At 65.2% G+C, this 19,670-nt stretch carries 16 protein-coding genes; 6 read left to right on the forward strand and 10 right to left on the reverse strand.

What is annotated here, in order from left to right:
• Window positions 1-62 precede the first annotated feature (62 nt).
• The 3 genes from AB0J29_RS02080 to AB0J29_RS02090 all read left to right on the forward strand — a co-directional run bounded on the left by AB0J29_RS02080 (window position 63) and on the right by AB0J29_RS02090 (window position 5,007).
• Complete coding sequence (locus AB0J29_RS02080; RefSeq protein ID WP_364777646.1) at window positions 63-1,430, forward strand: TerD family protein; 1,368 nt, start codon at window positions 63-65, stop codon at window positions 1,428-1,430.
• Between the two features lie 470 nt (window positions 1,431-1,900).
• Window positions 1,901-3,997, forward strand: coding sequence for an acyltransferase family protein (locus tag AB0J29_RS02085; protein WP_364777919.1), 2,097 nt, complete (start codon window positions 1,901-1,903; stop codon window positions 3,995-3,997).
• A gap of 89 nt (window positions 3,998-4,086) precedes the next feature.
• Window positions 4,087-5,007, forward strand: coding sequence for an alpha/beta fold hydrolase (locus AB0J29_RS02090; protein WP_364777649.1), 921 nt, complete (start codon window positions 4,087-4,089; stop codon window positions 5,005-5,007).
• Between the two features lie 138 nt (window positions 5,008-5,145).
• Here the strand turns inward: AB0J29_RS02090 and AB0J29_RS02095 are convergent, their stop codons facing one another.
• Complete coding sequence (locus AB0J29_RS02095; protein ID WP_364777652.1) at window positions 5,146-5,535, reverse strand: DUF6223 family protein; 390 nt, start codon at window positions 5,533-5,535, stop codon at window positions 5,146-5,148.
• A gap of 221 nt (window positions 5,536-5,756) precedes the next feature.
• Here AB0J29_RS02095 and AB0J29_RS02100 point away from each other — a divergent pair, with 221 nt between their 5' ends.
• Both AB0J29_RS02100 and AB0J29_RS02105 read left to right on the forward strand, forming a co-directional pair.
• Complete coding sequence (locus tag AB0J29_RS02100; protein WP_364777655.1) at window positions 5,757-6,998, forward strand: sensor histidine kinase; 1,242 nt, start codon at window positions 5,757-5,759, stop codon at window positions 6,996-6,998.
• Window positions 6,995-7,687 (forward strand): response regulator transcription factor, encoded by a 693-nt coding sequence (locus AB0J29_RS02105; protein ID WP_364777659.1) that lies wholly within the window; start codon window positions 6,995-6,997, stop codon window positions 7,685-7,687. The genes AB0J29_RS02100 and AB0J29_RS02105 overlap by 4 nt, the downstream gene beginning before the upstream one ends.
• 31 nt (window positions 7,688-7,718) lie before the next feature.
• Here AB0J29_RS02105 and AB0J29_RS02110 read toward each other — a convergent pair whose 3' ends face one another.
• The 5 genes from AB0J29_RS02110 to AB0J29_RS02130 form a co-directional block, all read right to left on the reverse strand.
• A complete protein-coding gene (locus tag AB0J29_RS02110) occupies window positions 7,719-9,011 on the reverse strand; it encodes an ArsB/NhaD family transporter (protein ID WP_364777662.1) in 1,293 nt (430 codons plus the stop codon).
• A gap of 31 nt (window positions 9,012-9,042) precedes the next feature.
• Complete coding sequence (locus AB0J29_RS02115; protein ID WP_364777665.1) at window positions 9,043-9,486, reverse strand: CBS domain-containing protein; 444 nt, start codon at window positions 9,484-9,486, stop codon at window positions 9,043-9,045.
• A 457-nt stretch (window positions 9,487-9,943) separates the two neighbouring features.
• The gene (locus AB0J29_RS02120) at window positions 9,944-10,510 is read right to left on the reverse strand and encodes a TerD family protein (protein WP_364777668.1); all 567 of its coding nucleotides are present in this window, start codon (window positions 10,508-10,510) and stop codon (window positions 9,944-9,946) included.
• 373 nt (window positions 10,511-10,883) lie between these two features.
• The gene (locus AB0J29_RS02125; protein ID WP_364777671.1) at window positions 10,884-11,834 is read right to left on the reverse strand and encodes a hypothetical protein; all 951 of its coding nucleotides are present in this window, start codon (window positions 11,832-11,834) and stop codon (window positions 10,884-10,886) included.
• Window positions 11,835-11,992: 158 nt separating this feature from the next.
• The gene (locus AB0J29_RS02130; RefSeq protein ID WP_364777674.1) at window positions 11,993-12,589 is read right to left on the reverse strand and encodes a DUF4232 domain-containing protein; all 597 of its coding nucleotides are present in this window, start codon (window positions 12,587-12,589) and stop codon (window positions 11,993-11,995) included.
• Between the two features lie 1,237 nt (window positions 12,590-13,826).
• Here AB0J29_RS02130 and AB0J29_RS02135 point away from each other — a divergent pair.
• Window positions 13,827-14,558 (forward strand): peroxiredoxin, encoded by a 732-nt coding sequence (locus AB0J29_RS02135; RefSeq protein WP_364777677.1) that lies wholly within the window; start codon window positions 13,827-13,829, stop codon window positions 14,556-14,558.
• Window positions 14,559-14,843: 285 nt separating this feature from the next.
• Here AB0J29_RS02135 and AB0J29_RS02140 read toward each other — a convergent pair whose 3' ends face one another.
• The 4 genes from AB0J29_RS02140 to AB0J29_RS02155 all read right to left on the reverse strand — a co-directional run bounded on the left by AB0J29_RS02140 (window position 14,844) and on the right by AB0J29_RS02155 (window position 19,588).
• Window positions 14,844-15,191, reverse strand: coding sequence for a zinc ribbon domain-containing protein YjdM (locus AB0J29_RS02140; RefSeq protein WP_364777680.1), 348 nt, complete (start codon window positions 15,189-15,191; stop codon window positions 14,844-14,846).
• A gap of 52 nt (window positions 15,192-15,243) precedes the next feature.
• Window positions 15,244-16,059, reverse strand: coding sequence for an alpha/beta hydrolase (locus AB0J29_RS02145; RefSeq protein ID WP_364777683.1), 816 nt, complete (start codon window positions 16,057-16,059; stop codon window positions 15,244-15,246).
• Between the two features lie 883 nt (window positions 16,060-16,942).
• Window positions 16,943-17,398: a YbaK/EbsC family protein gene (locus tag AB0J29_RS02150; protein ID WP_364777686.1), complete on the reverse strand. Its 456-nt coding sequence runs from the start codon at window positions 17,396-17,398 to the stop codon at window positions 16,943-16,945.
• Window positions 17,399-17,944: 546 nt separating this feature from the next.
• Window positions 17,945-19,588, reverse strand: a complete 1,644-nt coding sequence (locus AB0J29_RS02155) for an amidase (RefSeq protein WP_364777689.1) — start codon at window positions 19,586-19,588, stop codon at window positions 17,945-17,947.
• Window positions 19,589-19,670: the final 82 nt, after the last annotated feature.

The following is a 19,670-nucleotide window of genomic DNA, read 5'->3' on the forward strand; positions in this document are numbered from 1 at the left end:
AGCCGATGGAGTTGTTCTCGTAGAGTGGAATTCGACAGCACCCGACAAGCGAGGGGGCGAGGTTGTCCGCGACACTGGTGAAGGGCCAGAACGGTCCCTTAGGAGTTCCCGATGTAGTGATCTGCGTGCAGGTCGCCGCGCCCGCGGATCTGTCCGCGCTGCTGGTCACTGAACGGGGCAAGGTCCGCTCCGACGCCGACTTCGTGTTCTTCAACCAGCCCACCGGCCCCGGAGTCGAGCTGCGGCCCGGCCGGCTCGGACAACCCGCCGCGCTGGCGGTAGCGCTGAATGCGGTACCCGCCGATATCGATCAGATTCGGGCGGTGATCACCCTCGACGACTCGCGCAGCACCTTCGGAGGTATACCCGCGCCGACCGCCATGGTGGCCGACACCGCGGGTAATCGGTTGTACGAGTACCGAATCGAGGGTCTGGCCACCGAGTCCGTCGTCATCGCACTGGAACTGTACCGGCGCCACAACACCTGGAAGGTGCGTGCGGTCGGGCAAGGCTACGCCGGAGGGTTCGCCGCCCTGGTCGCCGACCACGGCGTGACCGTCGACGAAGCACCACAACCAGTCGCCGCGCGAACCCCACCGCCTGCCGCACCGGCCCCGCCCACCCAACCGGTCTCGAACTATCCGCCATCCACCACCCCTGTCTACCCGGCCCAGCAATACCCGCCGGCCGCGACACCCCCGCCGGGGCCGGGCTACCCGCCGCCGGGCGGCCATCCCGCGGCTCCGGGCCACGGCTACCCGCCGCCCGGTCGAGGCTCGCTTCGCCCGCCCGGCCCGCGAGCCGCCTCGCCGCAACCGTCTGGTGAGGTCAGTCTGTCCAAGGACCGTCCGGTTAGCCTGGACAAGGGCCAGCGTGTCACGCTCCGCAAAGAGGGCGGGGTCGCACTGACCCGCATCACGATGGGGCTGGGCTGGGATCCGGTGAAGAAGAAAGGCGGTCTATTCGCAAGCCGCACAATAGAGATCGACCTCGACGCGTGGGTTGCGATGTTCGCCGACGCACAATTGGTCGATGTCGCCTACTACGGGCAACTTACCTCCAAAGACGGCTCTATCCGCCACCAAGGCGACAATCTCACTGGAGAAGGCGAAGGCGACGACGAAGTCATCCTCGTCGACCTCACTCGGGTCCCGGCGCACATCACCACCCTGCTGTTCATCGTCACCTCCTACCAGGGCCACACCTTCGAACAGGTCAGGAACGCCTTCTGCCGCCTCATCGACGCCACCACCAACGCCGAGTTGGCCCGCTACACCCTGGCCGGTGGCATGCCGTTCACCGCCATGATCATGGCCAAGGTGTACCGCGTGGGTAGGGACTGGAAACTGCAGGCACTCGGCGAAGGATTCCACGCCAGACACCCCGGCGAAGCCGTGCCCCAACTCGGACGGTTCATCACCGCACGCTGAACGAACCGGCGGCAATCTATACCGGCCGGCTGGCGTCCTCGCGGGTCGATGGACTCGGGCTCGGCACCGGATGGGTGAGCCACGGCACCACAGTTGTCATCGTCGTCCAGGTGTGGCAATCAATTTCCGCACCTGCCATGTCCAATTTCCGCGCCTGCCGGTCCGCATCAAGTCCCGAGCCCGACAGCAGCGGAAAACTGATACGAGACAACCGCGCCGACCCGACAGTCGCCGTTCGCGCCCGGTGTGCGGTACCGCGGTCGAGTCGAGATGGGGGGCTGGTAGCCGAAGCCGGGGGTGGGGCCAATATCTTGGTAGGGAGGAAGTGGACGCATTTTCGTTACCCATGGTAAGAGAATTGTTGTGTCACGGTCATCCCTCGTTTACCTCGTATCGTGTGGTCGTCGTCCGGTGACGGCGGTTCGGTTGTACCCATTTCAGTGATGATCGGAGGACAGCGCCGCATGGCAATGGGCACGAACGCGCGCAGCAGTGAGGCTGTCGCGTCCAATCGGCGCGTGGGCGCCGGGTATCGGGCGGATCTGGACGGGCTGCGGGGGCTGGCGATCGCGCTGGTGGTGGTGTTCCACGTCTGGTTCGGCCGGGTCTCCGGCGGTGTGGACGTGTTCTTGGTGCTGTCGGGGTTCTTCTTCACCGGCTTGCTGATGCGCCGCGCCGAGGCATCCGGGACGGTTGATGTGGTGTTCACGCTGCGGCGTACCGCGCGCCGATTGCTCCCGGCCATGGTGGCGGTGCTCGCGGCGGTGGTGGCCGCGACGGCCTTGTTCCGCCCGTACACCCAGTGGTCGAATATCGCCGCCCAAACGCTGGCGTCGCTGGGTTACTACCAGAATTGGCAGCTGGCGTGGACGTGGTCGGATTATCTGGCCGCGGATCCGTCGGTGAGTCCACTACAGCACCTGTGGTCGATGTCGGTGCAGGGCCAGTTCTACCTCGTTGCCCTGCTGGTGGTCGCGGTAGTGGCCCAGGTGTGTGTCCGGTTCGGACGGGCCGAGGCGCTGCGGGCGGTGTTGGCGGTGATCGTCGCAGTCGCGGCGGTGGCATCGTTTCTGTGGGCCATGCGTGGTGCGGCCACCCATCAGGGGTGGAATTACTACGACAGCTTTGCCCGGGGCTGGGAGCTGCTGGCCGGGGCCGGGTTGGCGATCGCGGCGCGATATCTGTCGCCTGCCCGAATCGTGCGGGTCGTGCTGGCTGGGCTCGGCGTGCTCGGTGTCGTGGGTTGCGGGTGGTTGATCCTCGACGGCGCCAACCGGTTTCCGGGACCTGCGGCGCTGCTGCCGGTGGCCGCCGCCGCGGCGGTGATCGTCTCCGGTAACAACCTCGATGACGCGGCCCTGCCGTGGCCGAACCGCATGCTCTCGACGCGGTTCGCACGATGGCTCGGTGATATCGCCTATCCGCTGTATCTGTGGCATTGGCCGATTCTGATCTTCTACCTCGCCGAAACCGGCCGACCCCACGCCGGTCTGGTCGCTGGCGCCGGTGTCATCGCTGTGTCGGTGGTGCTTGCGGTGGTGACGCATCGGTGGATCGAGGAACCATTGCGGCTGCGTTCCACGCCGGTGATTTCGGTAAGCGGTGTGTCGGTGCTGTACCGGCGCGCGGCCGGTGTAGTGGTGGCGGTGCTGGCCGCCGCCGTGGTCGGTGTGACCGGTGTCTGGCAGGTCGCGGTGGTGCAAGTGCATCCGCCGCAAGCGGCGGACGGACTCGACCCGTTGCTGTACCCGGGTGCTGAGGCACTGGCCTCGGGCGCACCCACCCCGCAGGCACGGATGCGGCCGACGGTGTTCGAAGCCCCTGCCGAAGTTCCGCCCCCGACCCTCGACGGTTGTATCGCCGACTGGGATACCCGTGAGGTGATCACCTGTACCTACGGTGATCAGAACGCCGACCGTACACTGGCGCTGGTCGGCAGTTCCCATGTCGAGCACTGGATCCCTGCTCTGCAGGTGCTGGCAGAGGAACACTCGTTCCGTATCCAGGTGTATCTGAAGATGGGCTGCCCGCTCACTCTGGACGACGATGTGACCTACAAGGGTGAACCGATTCCGGACTGCCGGGACTGGTCGCGCGAGGTCATCGACCGCCTCGGCACCGATCGCCCGGACTGGGTGTTCACCACCGGCACTCGCCCCCGTGACGACGGCGGCGACGAGACTCCGGACGACTATCTCAACGTTTGGTCGGCGCTGTCCGATCGCAGCCTGAACGTGATCACCATCCGCGACACGCCCTGGCTGCGGCGTGATGGCGTCCGCTACAAGGCCGCCGATTGCCTGGCCAAGGGCGGTGACCGGATCAGCTGTGGCATGCGCCGCGAGGACGCCCTCGATCCGATCGATCCGCAGCTCGAACCGGCCTCCCGATTCCCGAGCGTATTCCCGATCGATCTCACCGATGGCGTGTGCGAGGCGGACGTGTGCCCGGTTGTCGAGGGCAACATCCTCATCTACCACGACGAACATCATCTGACCGCCAGCTACTCGCGCTCACTGGCCGGAACGCTCGGTCGCCGACTGCAGCCGGTGCTGCAATGGTGGTAGCCGCCCAGGTACCGGATAGACCTGACGAACGCTGACCACAGCGGGGTACCGTCGTCGTCGAGTCGAGAAGTGACGCGGAGGATCTGAGCGTGGTAACCGATCAACGCGGCCGGTGGAGAAGTCTTGTCGTCGCGGTGGTGCTCGCGGTATCGACCATGTACGCAGTTGTGGAACGGGCCGCACCGCCCGTGATCGCCACCGACCCGGCTCCCACCGCCGCCGGCACACCGCTGCGGATCAGCTACGGTGACACCCCGGACAATGTCGGTGACCTGTATCTGCCCGCCGATGGCTCCGACGGCCCCTATCCGGTCGTGGTGCTGATCCACGGCGGTGGGTGGTCGCAGAACCGGACCATGACCCAGTTCGCGCCGATGTCGAAGTCGCTGGCCGAACACGGTGTCGCGGTATGGAATATCGAGTACCGGCGCATCAATGGAAGCGGTGGCTGGCCGGGTACCCTCACCGATGTCGGTGACGCCGTCAACGCCCTGGCCACCGTGGTCCAACAGCACTGTGGCGGGCGACTGGATCTGCGCCGCGTCCATGTGGCCGGACATTCGGCTGGCGGACAGCTCGCCGCATGGGTGGCCGGCCAACACACCCTCGTGTCGAACGTGCCCGCCGCACACCCGATGCCGCGCATTCTCAGCGCTACCCTCATGGCCGCGGTATTGGATCTGGAACTTGCCGCCACCAGCGGGCGCGACGCGTTCGTGCGGAACCTGCTCGGCGGCCTGCCCGACGAGGTACCCGACCGATACCAGATGGCTTCTCCCATTGCCCACCTCCCCGTCGGCGTGCACATCACTGCGCTCCACGGCGACAAGGACCGCGTCGTCGCCCCCGAACAGAGCCGCCGCTACATCGCCGCCGCCACCCGCGCCGGTATCCCCGCGAACCTGCGAATCCTGCCGGGAACCGGTCACGCCGAGTTCACCGACATCGCCTCACCCGCATGGGCCGCCGCCCAACAGACCATCCTCGACAATGTCGTGAACCTGCACTGAGCGATTTCTCGGCTCCCCCGGGGCACGGGCAGTCCGGCGAGTGGAATGGGAACGACTGCTCGCGCAGGCGAGCACGAGATCCAGACCCAGCCCAGCCGAGCTACGTAAGGCTTGTCGAATCAGTTCTGGCGCCGGCATTCAGGAGGCGGGCATCGACCCGGCACCACGGTCGGTCCAACGGGATCGCGCCAGCGCCAGCGCACCGAGGATCGTGCCGATCAGCCCGAGTACCACCGCGAAGACGGCGCCGGCGAGCCCGTTGCCGGTGCCGAGGCCGCCAGCGGCGTTGGCACCGTGGAGTCCACCCACGATCGCGCTGATCGGTCCGAGCACCAGGGCCCCGATGATCCGGACTCGCCCGGTGCCGGGGCGGCGGGATCGGACCAGCGCAAGCCCACCGGCGATGACGCTGATCAGCCCGAGCACGGCTGCCACGCTGGGCACGGTTCGCCCGACGCCGAGTTCGTAACCCCCGGCGACAACAGAGATGTGCGTAGCCGATGCGGCAGACAGATCGAGCACGGACATTGCGGATCCTTTCGGTCGAACGGGGGGGCCTTCCTGCGGTCTCCGTCGTTGAATGGACGCAACCGATCGTCGCGTCTCGAGGCCCGAGCGTCGTCGGTCGACAGACGGCAGCGGATACGACGTTCGACGTAGGCAGCTGGCGCGGATACGCGCTCCTCGACGTAGACGGCCGCGCAGTTGATCGAAAGTGTTCGGCCGGTCGGGAACCCTATGATCGCACCATGCAGGATCGCGTCACGTTGTTCCGCTTGCCTGCCTTGGCGCAAGACGTGCTGCTGGCGGTATTCATCACCGTGATGCAGGTCCAGGGCACCGTCGTCCGCAACAGCGGGCAGCCCGAAGCAGTGCTGCGCCCACTGTCGGACCTCGGATATCTCGGCTACATCCTGTTGATTGCCCCGGGCGCGGTCCTGGTCGTGCGCCGACCCTGGCCAGTCGCGGTGTTCACCGTGACAGCGCTCGCCAGTGCGGCCTATTACGCCCTTGATTTCCCTGACGGGCCCGGATGGCTCGGCCTGTTCGTGGCCATCTACACCCTCACCGCCCGCGGCGACGGGCATCGCTCGCTGGTGCTGGCCGGTGTGGGGATCGCCGCCCTGACCACGGTCTGGCTGATCGCCGCCACCGACATCGAACCACGCGCCGCCATCGGCTGGGTGTATTTCCGGATCGGTGCGTCGGGCATGAGTGCCGCCCTCGGTGAGAGTGTCCGCTCGCGGAAATTCATTGCGGCACAGGCGCTGGAGCGCGCCGAGTCGGCTGAACGAACTCGTGAGGAAGTAGCTCGCGCCCGGGTCGACGCCGAACGGCTCAGGATCGCGCGCGAAGTCCACGACACCGTCGCACACGCGATCGCCGTCATCAACGTCCAATCCGGCGTCACCGCGCACGTGCTCGACAAACGACCGGAACGAGCAGGCCAGACCCTGAAGGCCATCGAGCAGACCAGCTCTCGGGCACTGGCGGAGATGCGGGCCATCCTCGGCGTTCTCCGCGACGACCACGACGGTCGCGTCCCGCACCCCGGTCTCGCGCAGCTCGATGAACTCTCCGCCACGGCGCGCGAGGCCGGGCTCGACGTGGACCTCGAGACGACCGCCCCGCCCACACCGATACCCAGCGTGGTCGGCAATGCCATGTATCGAATCGTGCAGGAATCGATCACCAATGTGATTCGCCACGTCGGACCGACCCGGGTCACGGTCGCGCTGAATTATGGCACCGAAACGGTGGAAGTCCGGGTGACCGACGCGGGCCGGCAGCCGGGTTCGAAAACCGATGGGGCAGTTCACCACACGGACGAGGGCCGCACGCACCCGGGCACAGATGGCCGCGGCATCCTCGGGATGCGCGAGCGCTGTCAGCTCTTGGGCGGAGACCTCGACGCGGGTCCGCTCCCGTGCGGAGGCTTCGCGGTCACCGCCCGGCTGCCCTTGGCCCCGACCGGACCGGCGAAGGTATGAACGCAACAACACCCGCATCGAACGGCGATACTCCGATCAAGGTCCTGCTCGTCGACGACGAACAGCTGGTGCGGTCCGGTTTTCGGCTCCTGCTGGATATCGAGGACGACATCGTGGTGGTCGGAGAAGCCGCCACCGGCGCCGAAGCCGTGGACAAAGCCCGTGCGCTGCGCCCGGATGTCGTACTCATGGATATCCGCATGCCGAAGATGGACGGCATCCAGGCCACCCGGGAGATCGCCACCACGAACGGGTTGCGCACCGTTCGCATCCTCATCCTGACCACCTACGACACCGATGCCTACGTCTTCGAAGGCCTGCAAGCCGGCGCCAGTGGCTTCCTGCTCAAAGACTGCGGCCCGGCCGAACTCCTGCACGGTATCCGTGTGATCGCCGCGGGCGAATCCCTGCTCGCACCGCGCATCACGCGCCGCCTCATCGCCCAGTTCACCGCACAACGCACAGCGAACACGGCCGCCGAACATCGGCTCGCGGTCCTCACCGAACGCGAACGTGAGGTCCTGGCGCTGGTGGGTCAGGGGATGAGCAACGACGAGATCGGCGCCGAACTCTTCCTCAGCCCGGCTACCGCCCGCACCCATGTCAGCCACGCCATGGTCAAGCTCGGTGCCCGCGACCGCGCGCAACTGGTCGTCATCGCCTACCGAACCGGGCTCGTCACCCCATAGGCAAGCGTTGGTCTCGTTATCGCGTTGTGCCTCAGCTGAATGCGAAGTAGCGCAGCCAGAGATAGGGCGCGGCGACGGCGATGGTGATGGCGGTGACGATGCTGCCCTTTTTGGTGAATTCCCAGAAGGAGATCGGGTTGTCGGCGCGGCGGGCGATGCCGAGCATGACGACGTTGGCGCTGGCGCCGACGGCGGTGAGGTTTCCGCCGAAGTCGGCGCCCAGGGTCAGCGCCCACCACAGGGCGCCGGATTCGGTTGCGGGGTGGTCGATTCCGGCGGCGAGGTCGGCGACGAGCGGGCTCATGGTGGCAACATAGGGGATGTTGTCGATAACACCGGACAGCAGGGTGGACACCACGAGGATGAGCATGACGGCGGTGAGGGCATTGCCGCCGGTCGCGTCGGCGGCGAGTTCGGCCAGGCGCTCGATGACCCCGGTGTGTACCAGCGCGCCGACCATCACGAACAGCCCGGCGAAGAACAGCAGCGTCTCCCACTCCACGGCGGAGAGGTAATCGCGTTGCGACAGACCGGAAATCATCACCAGCACGCCCGCGCCGAGCAAGGCGACGATGGACGGTTCGATGTGGAAGAGCGAATGACCGACGAATGCGGTGAACACCGCCGCCAGCACCAGCCCGGATTTCAATAGCAGGCTCGGGTCGCGGATGGCTTCGCGTTCGTCGAGGGCCATGACATCGGCGACGCGTTCGGGCTCGACGTCGAATGATCCGCGAAACAGTCGCGGCAGGATCAGCGTGAAGACCAACAGTTCGATCGCGACGATGGGCGTCATATGGACGACGAAGTCGTTGAACGACAGGCCTGCTCGGCTGCCGATGATGATGTTCGGCGGGTCACCGATCAAGGTGGCCGCACCGCCGATATTGGATGCCAGCACTTCGGCGATGAGGAACGGCACCGCTTCGATGCCGAGCCGGTCGCACACCAGCAGCGTGACCGGGGCGATGAGCAGCACGGTGGTGACATTGTCCAGGAAGGCCGACGCGATCGCGGTGATCAGGACCAGCAGGATCATGACCCGGAGTGCGGATCCCTTGGCGCGCTTGGCCGCCCAGATGGCGGTGTATTCGAAGACGCCGGTCTGGCGCAGGACGCCGACGATGATCATCATGCCCAGCAACAGGAAGATGACATCCCAGTCGATGCCGGTCTCGTGGGAGTAGAACGCTTCCTCCGAGCCGAGTACGCCCAGCCCGAGCACGATGGCGCCGCCGCCGAGCGCGGCGGCGGTCTTGTGGATGCGTTCGGTGGCGATGAGGAGGTAGGCAGCCACGAACACGACGACCGCGACGACGGTCACCGGCTCCACCTGGTGACCCGCAGGGTGCGGCTCAGTTCCGCAGCGCCGCCGCGAGCAGTTGGGACGCGGTGATCACTCCGACCAGTTCGCGCGCTTTCATGACGGCGATGAGTGGGCTGCGTAGCCGCGCCATCATCGCGGCCACTTCGACGATGGTGTCGTCGGACTTCGCGGCGGGCACTTTGGCGAGGTGTTCGGGCACGACGTCGCGGACCTTCTTGCCGCGCAATTTCTCTGCGATCCGATCGGCCATCCGCTCGTCCAGCACGCCCGCCAGCGACGGATCGTCCTGCACATATTTGGGCACGATGAACCGCACCACCTGCGAGGCCGGCAGGACCGCTTCCGGGCACCCGTCGGTTCCGGTGACCAATATCCCGGGTAGGCGATGTTCGGCCAGCAGTCGGGCGGCTTCCAGCGCATCGGTGTCCATGCTGACCACTGGATATTCCTCGGCGATCTGATCCGCGCGCATAGCTGCAGGATACGACGCGGAACCGGGCTGGTGTGTCGGGTGCATCGACGATGACCGGGGAGGCGAGTGTCACGAGAAACTCCAGGGTCTAGTCCGGCACGATCCGGGGATCCGGACCGTGTGTGCCGACCAGACTTCCCGGCGCTCCACAAGTAAAGATGCCGTAAGGACCAACCCCAAGCAAGCTCAACCGATCGCCGCGGCCGAATGCCCTGGGTACCAGCGGCATGCTCGGATTGCGGGCGGCCCACGTCGAAGGTGTGGCCGGGCGCTGGAGGCGTGTGCAGGGGCTCTATTTTTACGGAATGCCTACACCCTGTCGCAGGTCTGGTCTGTAGGCGAATCGGTGCTGCCTCCGCGTATTTCGCCGCGGATGTGCCCGACCGGTGACAGATCCTGCGCCTTCGACGAGCGCAGCTGCCAGGGCCGCTGGTCACCGTGACATCGGCATCGGTGATCAGCTCCTTCCGTTGTGATGGGTATAGGCGCTCAACTGATGCACAGCTTCGACCGGATGCCGTGCCTGTATGCCATCGCCGATCGTCTCGAAGTGCCACCCGCCGTCGGTGCGGAACACTTTGCCCATCACCAACCCGGTATGCGACCTGCTGCCGGTGAGTTCGTATCGGGCGATCTCGGTGCCGGAGGCGCTGTCGACCAAGCGGCAGAACGCATTCCGGATCTCATCGAAGGTTTGACCGGTGTAGGAGGTCACAATGAAAAAGATCGTCGTGACCTGTGACGGCAGCCGTGTGAGGTCGACAACGATCACCTCGTTGTCGCCATCGCCCTCACCGGTCACACTGTCACCGAGGTGCCGCACCGAACCATCCTGGGAGGTGAGCTGTGCGTGGTAGACGACGTCTACGATGTTCGCACCGGCGAACAACAGCGCGGCCGCATTCAGATCAATGTCGGTGACCCGTGTGGAGAACCAGCGGCGCGGACGCGCCGGATCCCATCCGAGCCCCATACTCACATGCTCGAGCGCCGCCTCGGTGTCGTCGCGTAGCGAAAAGAGCACGAACTTCCCTTCGACCAGGGCGACCCCGCGGCAGCACATCCGCCGACTCGCCGAGCTATCACTGTGGCCACCCTATGTCTTGACGTTTTCCTAACGCCGCAGACGGGGCAATTCGCCGTCATGGTCAGCAGCAGCGTGGTCTCGGCTTGTGGCCTTTCCCGGTCGGCTCGGTGGGCTGTGCTAGGTGGCCTGGATGGCCACCTTTCGGAGCATGTACCGGTGGCGATCATCGCAGCGCGACAACGGAAAATCTGTGCCGTTGCTCGATACTCGTTGCGTCGCAACGATTCCGGCTCGGATGGAGGTTGCGATGAGGGAGTTTACAGAGCGGGTGGGCGTTTGCGCGGACCGCCTGCGAATCCTCCGTTGGGGGCTATCGGGTGGGTGGCTGGAAGCCGGCGATATCGAGCTTCTGTCCGATTGCTGCGATGGCGTCGACGAGGGACCAGCCGCCGAGTTGTGGCCAGCCGTTGCCTTGTTCACCCAGCAGCTGGATCCACTCGTCGCGGATGCGGCCGTCGGGGTCACGGGGCAGCGGTACCTGGGTCGGCCCTGGCGGTGGTGCGAACCCGGGCAGGCCGAGGGTCTGCCCGACGGTGGCGACACCATCGACGAGGGTATGACCGGCCAGCTGGGGCCAGCCGTTGCCGCCGATACCCATGAATTGAATCCACATATCGGTCACCGGATCCGGCGCGACGACTCCGACACCGACCTGGTTGGCGAAGTCCTCCGGCGAGAATCCGTCCGCGGAGTTCATATCGCAGTTGCCGAAGGGTGGGGCGCCCTCGGGCAGGCCACCACCGTATCCCTGGCCGTTGGTGTACTGGTGTGCGATCTGGCCGGGCAGGTTGGGGTTGCTGCCATAGCCGGCGCCGATCATGTTGAGCCCATCCGGGCGCACCGGCCACATGCTGTCGAAATCGGGTCGGTTGGCGTAGCCGATGACCCGGCGGGTGGAGCCCAGCCAGTCGGCCAGCCGCCAATAGGCGCGGTTGATACCGTCCGACTGGTCCCCGCCGGGATTGCCGCCCGATTCCACGTCGATCATGGAGATCATCTTCGGATGCGGGCCGCCCGCCCGGCCGACCATACTTCGGTGGGTGTCGACGGTATCGAGCCAGTTCGGCCGCCAATAGAAGTAGACGATGAAGCAGGATATTCTGCCGGCGTCGGCGGCTCGAGCAGCCCAGGCATAGTTCGAGTAGAAGTTGTTGTCCTGGTAGGTCCCGTCATTGGAGCGGAACGAAAAGATCTGATACGGGTAGGAGTCATCGACCGGAACTTGGAACTCGGACACATCGGCGAAAAGGGAATCAACCATAATCCCCTCCAAGAGGTCGACCGGCCCTCGAGCTGACCGGATCTCGGGTGGTGGCTCTCCAATTCTCCAGGGCCGCAGCCCGTCACGTCATCATTAGTCCACTTCTCGTGACCGCCTCGTAACCGCTGACGCCCCAACCGAACCCGTCGCCGTTCGCGCTACCCGCTACCGGCGCCGGCCACGACGGCGCGGACCCTCAGCTGGGTCGCAGTCAGCTGCCCGTTACCGCACGCTGTCGCGGCGCGCTCGAGATACAGCGATGCGGTGTTGTCGGGCGGGTAGATCCGCAGCCCCGGCACCGCCACCGGCTGACACTGCTCGGGCGGAATGTTGTGCACATTGACCGCGAACACAAGCGCCGACGCCTGGTCGCCGGGAGCCAACTGGACCGGACCGGACGAGGTGCCCTCGCGGGCGGCGGGCGCACCGACGGGCGCGCTGTCGGGTCCGGTGGCATAGGAGATACCCGGGAAACCTTCGAGTGCACACGGACCGGATCCGTTGTTGGTGAACACGATCGGGAAGGCGACAGTTCCGGCAGCCACGGTTTCCGTTCCCAGACCGGCCGCCAGATCGGATGTCCGACATTGCGGTGCAACAGCATTCGAATCGCGCGCGGCCGGCGTCACCGACGGTCCCGAAACCACGTGCAGTGCCGGGCCCGCGCGGTAGCTCGTCGTATCCGGCGCCGACTGTTCGGAACCGCAACCACTGACGGTCGCGGCGGTAGCCGCAGCGAGCAGCCACCACGCCATCCGCCATCTCCTCACAACAACTCACCGTACTCCGCGAGCGGGCGCATGTGCAGCGCAAACGCAATCACCACAACCGGATACGCCACGAAGGATCGGGCACCGTCGGCGGTGCGAACAGCCCAATATCCCGGCCCAATCACATGCCCTCTCCGCGCGACTCCACTACTGACCCCACATAGGTCCGGGCAGGTCGTGGCGTGTTCGGGGATAAGTGGCGAAGTTCAGGTGTCGTTGGCGAGTGAGTGGCGAAGCTCGGGGTAAGTGGCGAGGTGCAGTGAACGTGCCCGTATCTGGGCGGTCTCGATTGCAAGATGCTGTCCTGCGCCACCGGACCGTCCTCGAGCTGGGTGCTCTGGTCTGCAGGGAGCAATCTCGAGTGGCTAACTGGACTTGGTCAAAGCTGTTGTGGGACAGTGGATCTGGGTACTTTGGCAGTGGGTCGAGCGCGCACAGCGCGTCGGCGGGCTGCTGGTCGGAAGTCATGGTAGTAGCAGACGGAGTCATCGATCGCCGGACCCGCGCACCGACATGGAAGCCCGGTTCCCACATGCCGGAGCATTGTTCACCCGGCGGCTGAATCCGGGATCTGGCACTCTTTGCGTTTTAGGTCGGATTTGGCGCGGCCGGACCGATGCACAGCGCGACCGCACGGAAACAATGCTTTCGCAGGAAAGCGATCTGGTCGCCGACCATGGCCTCAACCCGTCCCCGATATAGGCATCGAAGTGGCCGAACGGGTAGATGCGCAGTTCGCCACGTAGCGCCCGACGGTGCTATCCGAATCGCCAGCATGGTCGATCCGCTGGTGTCGCGCTCTGCCACCTCCGGCGCACCGAATCCCTCGCGACTCGGATACCGCGTCCACACGGTCCATCACGCATTGCTTTCTCGCCACCTCGATTCGAAACTAGGCCGAAGCCCTTCAGGTGGACGAGGGGAGGAGGTCACCAAATGATGTGGTCGGCTGCGGTGTGTGGGTGGGCGAACGGCTCAACCATGTGAATCTCACGAGTCAACGCGAGCACTACCGATCCCGGCCATTATGAGGACCATTGCCCGCTTACGGAGGTCTGTGTGCTCCTGCGCGGTTGGAGCCCCAAGCATACCGTCGGACCCGAGTTTTCGGCGTCGTGGCCGGTAACAGCCGATATCGTCGCTCGGGCTTCGGCCGCGCGGAGTCGGTTCGGTCGCGGGCCGGTGGACCGTGTTCGATTCGATCGTCCCCTGGAGGTGCCTGATGACCAATGCCCAAAGCCTCGACCAGACACCGGTCACCATGCCGCACATCGGTGATCCGGCTCCACAATTCACTGCCTCAACAACCCAAGGGTCAATCGACTTTCCGGCCGACTACGCTGGTAAGTGGGTGATCTTCTTCTCGCATCCGGCGGACTTCACACCTGTTTGCACCAGCGAATTCATCATGTTCGCTTCGATGCAGCAGCGGTTCCATGAGTACCGCACCGAACTGGTCGGCCTTTCGGTCGACGGCCTGTACAGTCACATCGCCTGGCTGCGCACGATCCAGGAAAAGATCAGCTTCAACGGCCACGACCATGTCGAGGTCACCTTTCCCCTCGTCGACGACGTCACCATGGACGTCGCGCGGCGCTACGGCATGATCATGCCGGGCGAGGACTCCACGAAGGCTGTGCGTGCGGTATTCGTCATCGACCCGCGTGGCGTCATCCGTGCCGTCATCTACTACCCGTTGAACACCGGACGCAATTTCGATGAACTGCTGCGGCTGATACAAGCACTGCAGACTGCGGATGCCGTCGGCGTCGCCACCCCGGCGGACTGGCGCCCCGGTGATCGGGTGATCGTTCCGGCCGCGGGATCGTGCGGGGTTGCGGCGGACCGAATGGCCGGTCATGAGGCCGGAGTCGAGTGCCAGGACTGGTTCTTCTGCACTCGTGCTCTGGACGCCACCGAGGTCGAGGACGCCATACGCGCCGACCGGACATAAGACGCGAGAAGTCCAGCGCCGAACGCGTGACCCAGCGACTGTAGGTGGACCCGGCCCCGGGAATGAAGGCCGTCCCATAGGCGCCGCTTTCGATGCCCGTGGGGGTATGTTGAGCGGATAGTCGAGTCTGCGGGTCCGAAGGTACAGCGGCCCGCGTTCAGACGCTCGTGCCGGGTGTGGCACTCGTGCCCGTCAGGATCGCTGCGGCGAAGGAATCGCAGTCGGCTATGGGAATCGGCTGTCCGGTCGGAATTCGGCCAGGTTGTCGGCGGTTGTCGGCCGATATCAGATCTTCTTGACGACGCTGGATTTGAGTTGCATGGCGCCGATGCCGTCGACCTTGCAGTCGATGTCGTGGTCGCCGATGCCGTTGACGAGGCGGATGTTGCGTACCTTGGTTCCGGCTTTGATGCCGGTGGTGCTGCCCTTGACTTTGAGGGTTTTGATCACGGTGACGGTATCTCCATCGGCGAGGACGTTGCCGACGGAATCGGTGATCACCTTCTCGTAGTTGTGGTCCGAGCCGGTTGTGGATGTCCATTCGTGGGCGCATTCCGGGCAGACCAGCAGTGTACCCATCTGGTAGGTGTATTCGCTGGAGCAGGCGGGACATGGCGGCAAGGTCTGGTTCATCGGAGTCGTCCTATCGAGGGGTCGGTTCGCCGAAGTATGGCTGGTGTGGGCTTTATCTGGTTGGGGCAGTGAGGAAGTCGATGATGACGCGGTTGACCTCGTCGGGGCGTTCGAGGTATCCGTAATGCCCGCAGCGTTCGATTTCCACATAGCGCGCGCCGGGGATGGCGGCCGCGACTTCCCGGCCGAACACCGCGGGGGCCAGCTGGTCGTCAGCGAATCCGACGACCAGGCTGGGTGTGGTGATGCGGGCGTAGTCTGCGAGTCGGTTGCGGGAGCGGTCCATCCCGAGTTGGGCGCGAACGCCGGGTGCGGGTTTCGCTGTGGCGGAGAATTCGAAGATGTCGAGCCATTGCTGGGCCTGGGTGGGGTCTTCGAGGGTGTAGGGCGAGAGGTTCAGCATGGCCTTGATCGCCGCCGCGTACTGCGGTGGCAGTTGCACACTTTCATCGTGGAGAGCTTGCTCGCCGAGGTTGAGGGCGCGGGAGAGAGGATGTGGTCGGCCCGCTGTTGCCAGCATGACCGCCTTCGCGACGAGCTCTGGTCGGGCCAGAACCAGTTCCTGGACGACTCGGGCCCCCATCGAGGTGCCGACCACGTGTGCAGGGGCACCGTTTAGATGGTTGATCAGCGCGGCGGTGTCGGCGACCAGGTCGTCGATAGTCATGCCGTGCACGCTTTCGTGTGAGGGTGCGATCCCGCGGTTGTCCATGGTGGCGACCCGGAAGCCGGCCTTGACCAGGGCCGGTGTCTGATAAGTGCGCCAGACCCGCCCGGGGCTGCCGCTGCCCATGACCATGACGACCAGCGGACCTGTGCCGGTGACGTCGTAGCTGAGTTGGATCCCGTTGAGGATGGCAATGGGCATGGTCCTTCTTCCGTACAGTAGCGGGTTTTGTTCCGTCCGCGGAGACGCGCGCGGCTCGGCGGATGCCACGCCAACCTGTATCGGGTGCAGGCAACGCCGAGCTTCTGCCAGGTGGCGAGCGGTCGTGGAGCGGCCAGCTTCAGCGATGACCGATGGTGTGCAACGGTTTTCCGGTGGTGGCGTACACCAATGCGTGGGTTCCGCACCGTGGGCGGGATGTGGCATCTGCTGCCAGTGCCGTCGGCATAGCAGCGAGCAGTCCGTGCATCATAGGATCTGCCTTCGCTGTCGGCCAAGCGGTGTCACCACATCCCGTTCACCTCCATGATTGGTTGCTAACTTTAGCAAGTATCCAGAAGGGGAGTGTGGACTCCTTGGTGTCAGGCGCGTCCGTGGCGACGTTCGTAGTCGAGAACGGGCGAAAGAGCAACCGCCGACTGAAATCCCGATGCGCGGCAGCTCCGCCTGTACTGCCCGCACCACGTAGGGACGACGGGTTCAGGCCAGCCCCATGCCAAGGTCGAGGCATGCGCTTCGACCGCGATCACGACGAGTTCGCGGCCCGGCATGCCGGGTTCGCGCAGCGCGTCCGTCCAGCACCACGGCGAGGTCGGATCCGGCCCACACGTCGAGCAGCCGAAAGTTCTCCATCAAGGGCCCCACGCCCGGCAGCTCGGCCACCGCGCGCATCGCGGCTCACTCCGACTCGTGCTGACCGGCAACCTCGGCATAGATCCGCATCGCCCGCTCACGCAGCTCGGCCGGATACTTCTTCCTCGACGACACCGACTCCATCCTTCACAGAAGATGGAATCCCCGCATTCACTGGGGGATTCAACACGGCGTGCGGCCGATGCATGATCACGACAGAACTCTGCGTGCGCTAGGAGAAGTGTCCCTTTTCTGCCTGTTCCATCAAGCGCATGAACTGTTCGGTACGCATGTGGATGAGCGTCTCGTGGTCGCCGGCCTCGAAGTAGATGTCGGGTTGTGTGCTCAGGCTTTCGTCGATCAGTGTTTTCATGCCGTAGGCGGTGCAGAGGGGCGGGATGGCTCCGAGTTCACAGTCTTTGAAGACTTCGCGGATGTCCGACTCGTTGGCCAGCGATAGACGCCGTCCGGTTTGGTCCCACAGCTTTGGCAACCGCAGGTGATGACTGGATGGCAGCACGGCACCGACGTACCCTTGCTCGTCTTCGAGGAGGATCGTCTTGGCGAGTCGGTCGCTGGGGATAGCCGCCGTTACGGCTGTCTCGGTGCTGCTATGGCTGTGCGGATGTCGCACGACTTCATATTCGACGCCTGCATCGCGTAGGCACATGTGCACGGTAGGTGACATGGGCATGGCGGAACCTCCACTGGCTGGTTGGCACCACTTCTGAACCCGGCGGCCCTAGTCCTTCATCATAGCCCTGACACGCCTCGGCGAGGCAGGTGTCAGCCCTGCTCGAACTCATAGCCGAGTCCGGCCACGCAAACCCGACAACCTGCGCGGGCGGTCGCGGACGCCGCTGTATCGCGTGTGGAGCGGGCCGGCTGGGATGACGACAGGACGCCGATTGTCGTGGCGATGGCCAAATCTTGTGCGGGCCATGCGCCTTCGACGGTCGTTCGGAACACGCCCCAGATTCACGGCGCGATCGGTACTACCTTCGAGCACGATCTGCATCGGTACATCAAGCCCGTCCTGGCGCGGCGGTCGGAATTCGGATCGGTCGGCCGATGGGACCGGCTACTGACGAATGCGGTCGTGGATGCGGGCCGGAACGGCGCCTGGCGTCTGGTCACCGCAGGGGGCCACACCGAATGTGATGGACGCGATCCGGTCGCCGCTGTCCGATCCGACGCACCTGCGGAACGCGTGACCGGATCGCACAACATCACATCATTGGGACATCGATGGTGCCCAAGCGCGAAAAACGGTGGCCGGATCCGCATACCGCGTATCAGCCAGCGTATGGACGATGTCGCAATTGCGGCGGACCAGCGGCAAGGTGGCGGCCAGGCCGGCGAGTTCGCGCGCTGGTACGTTGTAGCCGCTTCTCCGCAAGGTCTCGTGGATGAAGCCCTGCGTCTCGTCCGTCGGGACGCCCTGCACCACGCTGTCTTCCCAGTCCCGGTTGGTCACTCCTTCCCGCAGTTGCGGCGTTGCAAGGTGCCAATCGGTATGGCGTTGATACGAATCTGCCACGCGTAGGACTGCTGCCTCATCGAAGGGGCGGCCGATCAGTTGGGCCGCCAAGGGCAGCCCGTCGGAGCCGAAGCCGATCGGCATCGACAGCGCCGGATTTCCGAGCGCGTTCCAATATGCGGTGTGATACGAAAAGGACTCTCCCGCAAACAGTGTCGCGGTGTAGTCGCCACTGGCCTCGACCCGAGGTGCCGGTCGGGTGACGGTGGGAGTGAGGACGAGGTCGACAGTATCGAACAGTCGTGCTACCGCTTGCTGACCTACGGACCGGACACGTTGCGCCTGAACGTAATCCGGGCCGCTGGTGAAGGCTCCGAGCGCCAGGCCGAGTCTGGTGAATTCGAAGTACTCATCCCACCGGGTCTTGATGTCGGGCGCGTGGTACGCGGCGGCTTCGGCGAGAATGCTGACGACAGCGGCGGCGGTCACTTCCTGGTAGTGGGGCAACGTCACATCCACCACCGTCGCGCCGGCCGTTTCGAGGGTGGAGACCGCGTCGGCGAACAACCGTTTCAGTGCTGGATCGGCGTCGCCCGAGAACGTCTCGAGCATGTCGACGCCGATCGTGCAGCCGGTCAGATCGCCGGTCAGGGCGTGCGGAAAGTGGGGGACCTCGTCTCGGGCCGTTGTTCGATCCGTTGCGTGTGAGCCGGCCATGACGGCGAGCAGCACACTGCAGTCGTGGGCGCTGCGCGCCATGGGACCGATGCAGTCGAGTGTGTATCCCAGCGGCACGCATCCAGACTTCGGCACCCGCCCGTAAGTCGGCTTTATGCCGGTGATTCCGTTCAGTGCGGATGGCATACGGATGCTCGCGCCGGTATCGGTGCCAACCGCCGCGAGGAACATGCCGGCGGCGCATCCCGATGCCGACCCTGAGCTCGATCCGCCCGCCCAGCGTGTCGGGTCCCACGGGTTGCGGGGGATCGGAAACGGTTTGGTCGGGTCAGGAGAACCGAATGCGAACTCCATGGTGGTGGTCTTTCCTACGATGACAGCTCCGGCGCTGCGCAACCGGGCGACGGAGACGGCGTCTCCCTGTCCCCACTCGCGATCCAGGACAGTGCTCTGGGCCGTCGTGGGGCCATCGTCCGTGGTGATGATGTCCTTCACGGCAATCGGAATACCCAGCAGCGGGCGGCGGTCGCCGCGGCGGCGCAACCGGTCCGCATGCTCGGCGGTCCGAAGTGCCGAATCACGGAATCGAGTCACGAACACGCCGAGGCCGTCGTCATATCGATCTGCCTGCTCGAGGACCTTGCTCGTCAGCTCGACGCTGGTCAGGTCCCCGGCATCCATGGCGGTGGTTGCTTCGGTAATGGTGAGTGGCTGTTCCATGCAGAACTCCTGCTGGCTCTGGGGCGGATCGGGGAGTGGGTGGGCCGATCCGACGGGAACACAGTGGTCCGTGGGTGTGGCG

It is taken from the genome of Nocardia sp. NPDC049707 (assembly GCF_040674855.1).
In the GTDB taxonomy this organism is placed as follows: Bacteria; Actinomycetota; Actinomycetes; order Mycobacteriales; family Mycobacteriaceae; genus Nocardia.

What these genes read in the sequence shown, in the direction of transcription:
- AB0J29_RS02085 (WP_364777919.1), top strand. Translation starts at nt 1,901, where the DNA reads ATGGGCACGAACGCGCGCAGCAGTGAGGCTGTCGCGTCCAATCGGCGC.
- AB0J29_RS02095 (WP_364777652.1), bottom strand. Translation starts at nt 5,535, where the DNA reads ATGTCCGTGCTCGATCTGTCTGCCGCATCGGCTACGCACATCTCTGTT.
- AB0J29_RS02100 (WP_364777655.1), top strand. Translation starts at nt 5,757, where the DNA reads ATGCAGGATCGCGTCACGTTGTTCCGCTTGCCTGCCTTGGCGCAAGAC.
- AB0J29_RS02105 (WP_364777659.1), top strand. Translation starts at nt 6,995, where the DNA reads ATGAACGCAACAACACCCGCATCGAACGGCGATACTCCGATCAAGGTC.
- AB0J29_RS02115 (WP_364777665.1), bottom strand. Translation starts at nt 9,486, where the DNA reads ATGCGCGCGGATCAGATCGCCGAGGAATATCCAGTGGTCAGCATGGAC.
- AB0J29_RS02125 (WP_364777671.1), bottom strand. Translation starts at nt 11,834, where the DNA reads ATGGTTGATTCCCTTTTCGCCGATGTGTCCGAGTTCCAAGTTCCGGTC.
- AB0J29_RS02130 (WP_364777674.1), bottom strand. Translation starts at nt 12,589, where the DNA reads ATGGCGTGGTGGCTGCTCGCTGCGGCTACCGCCGCGACCGTCAGTGGT.
- AB0J29_RS02135 (WP_364777677.1), top strand. Translation starts at nt 13,827, where the DNA reads ATGACCAATGCCCAAAGCCTCGACCAGACACCGGTCACCATGCCGCAC.
- AB0J29_RS02140 (WP_364777680.1), bottom strand. Translation starts at nt 15,191, where the DNA reads ATGAACCAGACCTTGCCGCCATGTCCCGCCTGCTCCAGCGAATACACC.
- AB0J29_RS02145 (WP_364777683.1), bottom strand. Translation starts at nt 16,059, where the DNA reads ATGCCCATTGCCATCCTCAACGGGATCCAACTCAGCTACGACGTCACC.
- AB0J29_RS02150 (WP_364777686.1), bottom strand. Translation starts at nt 17,398, where the DNA reads ATGTCACCTACCGTGCACATGTGCCTACGCGATGCAGGCGTCGAATAT.
- AB0J29_RS02155 (WP_364777689.1), bottom strand. Translation starts at nt 19,588, where the DNA reads ATGGAACAGCCACTCACCATTACCGAAGCAACCACCGCCATGGATGCC.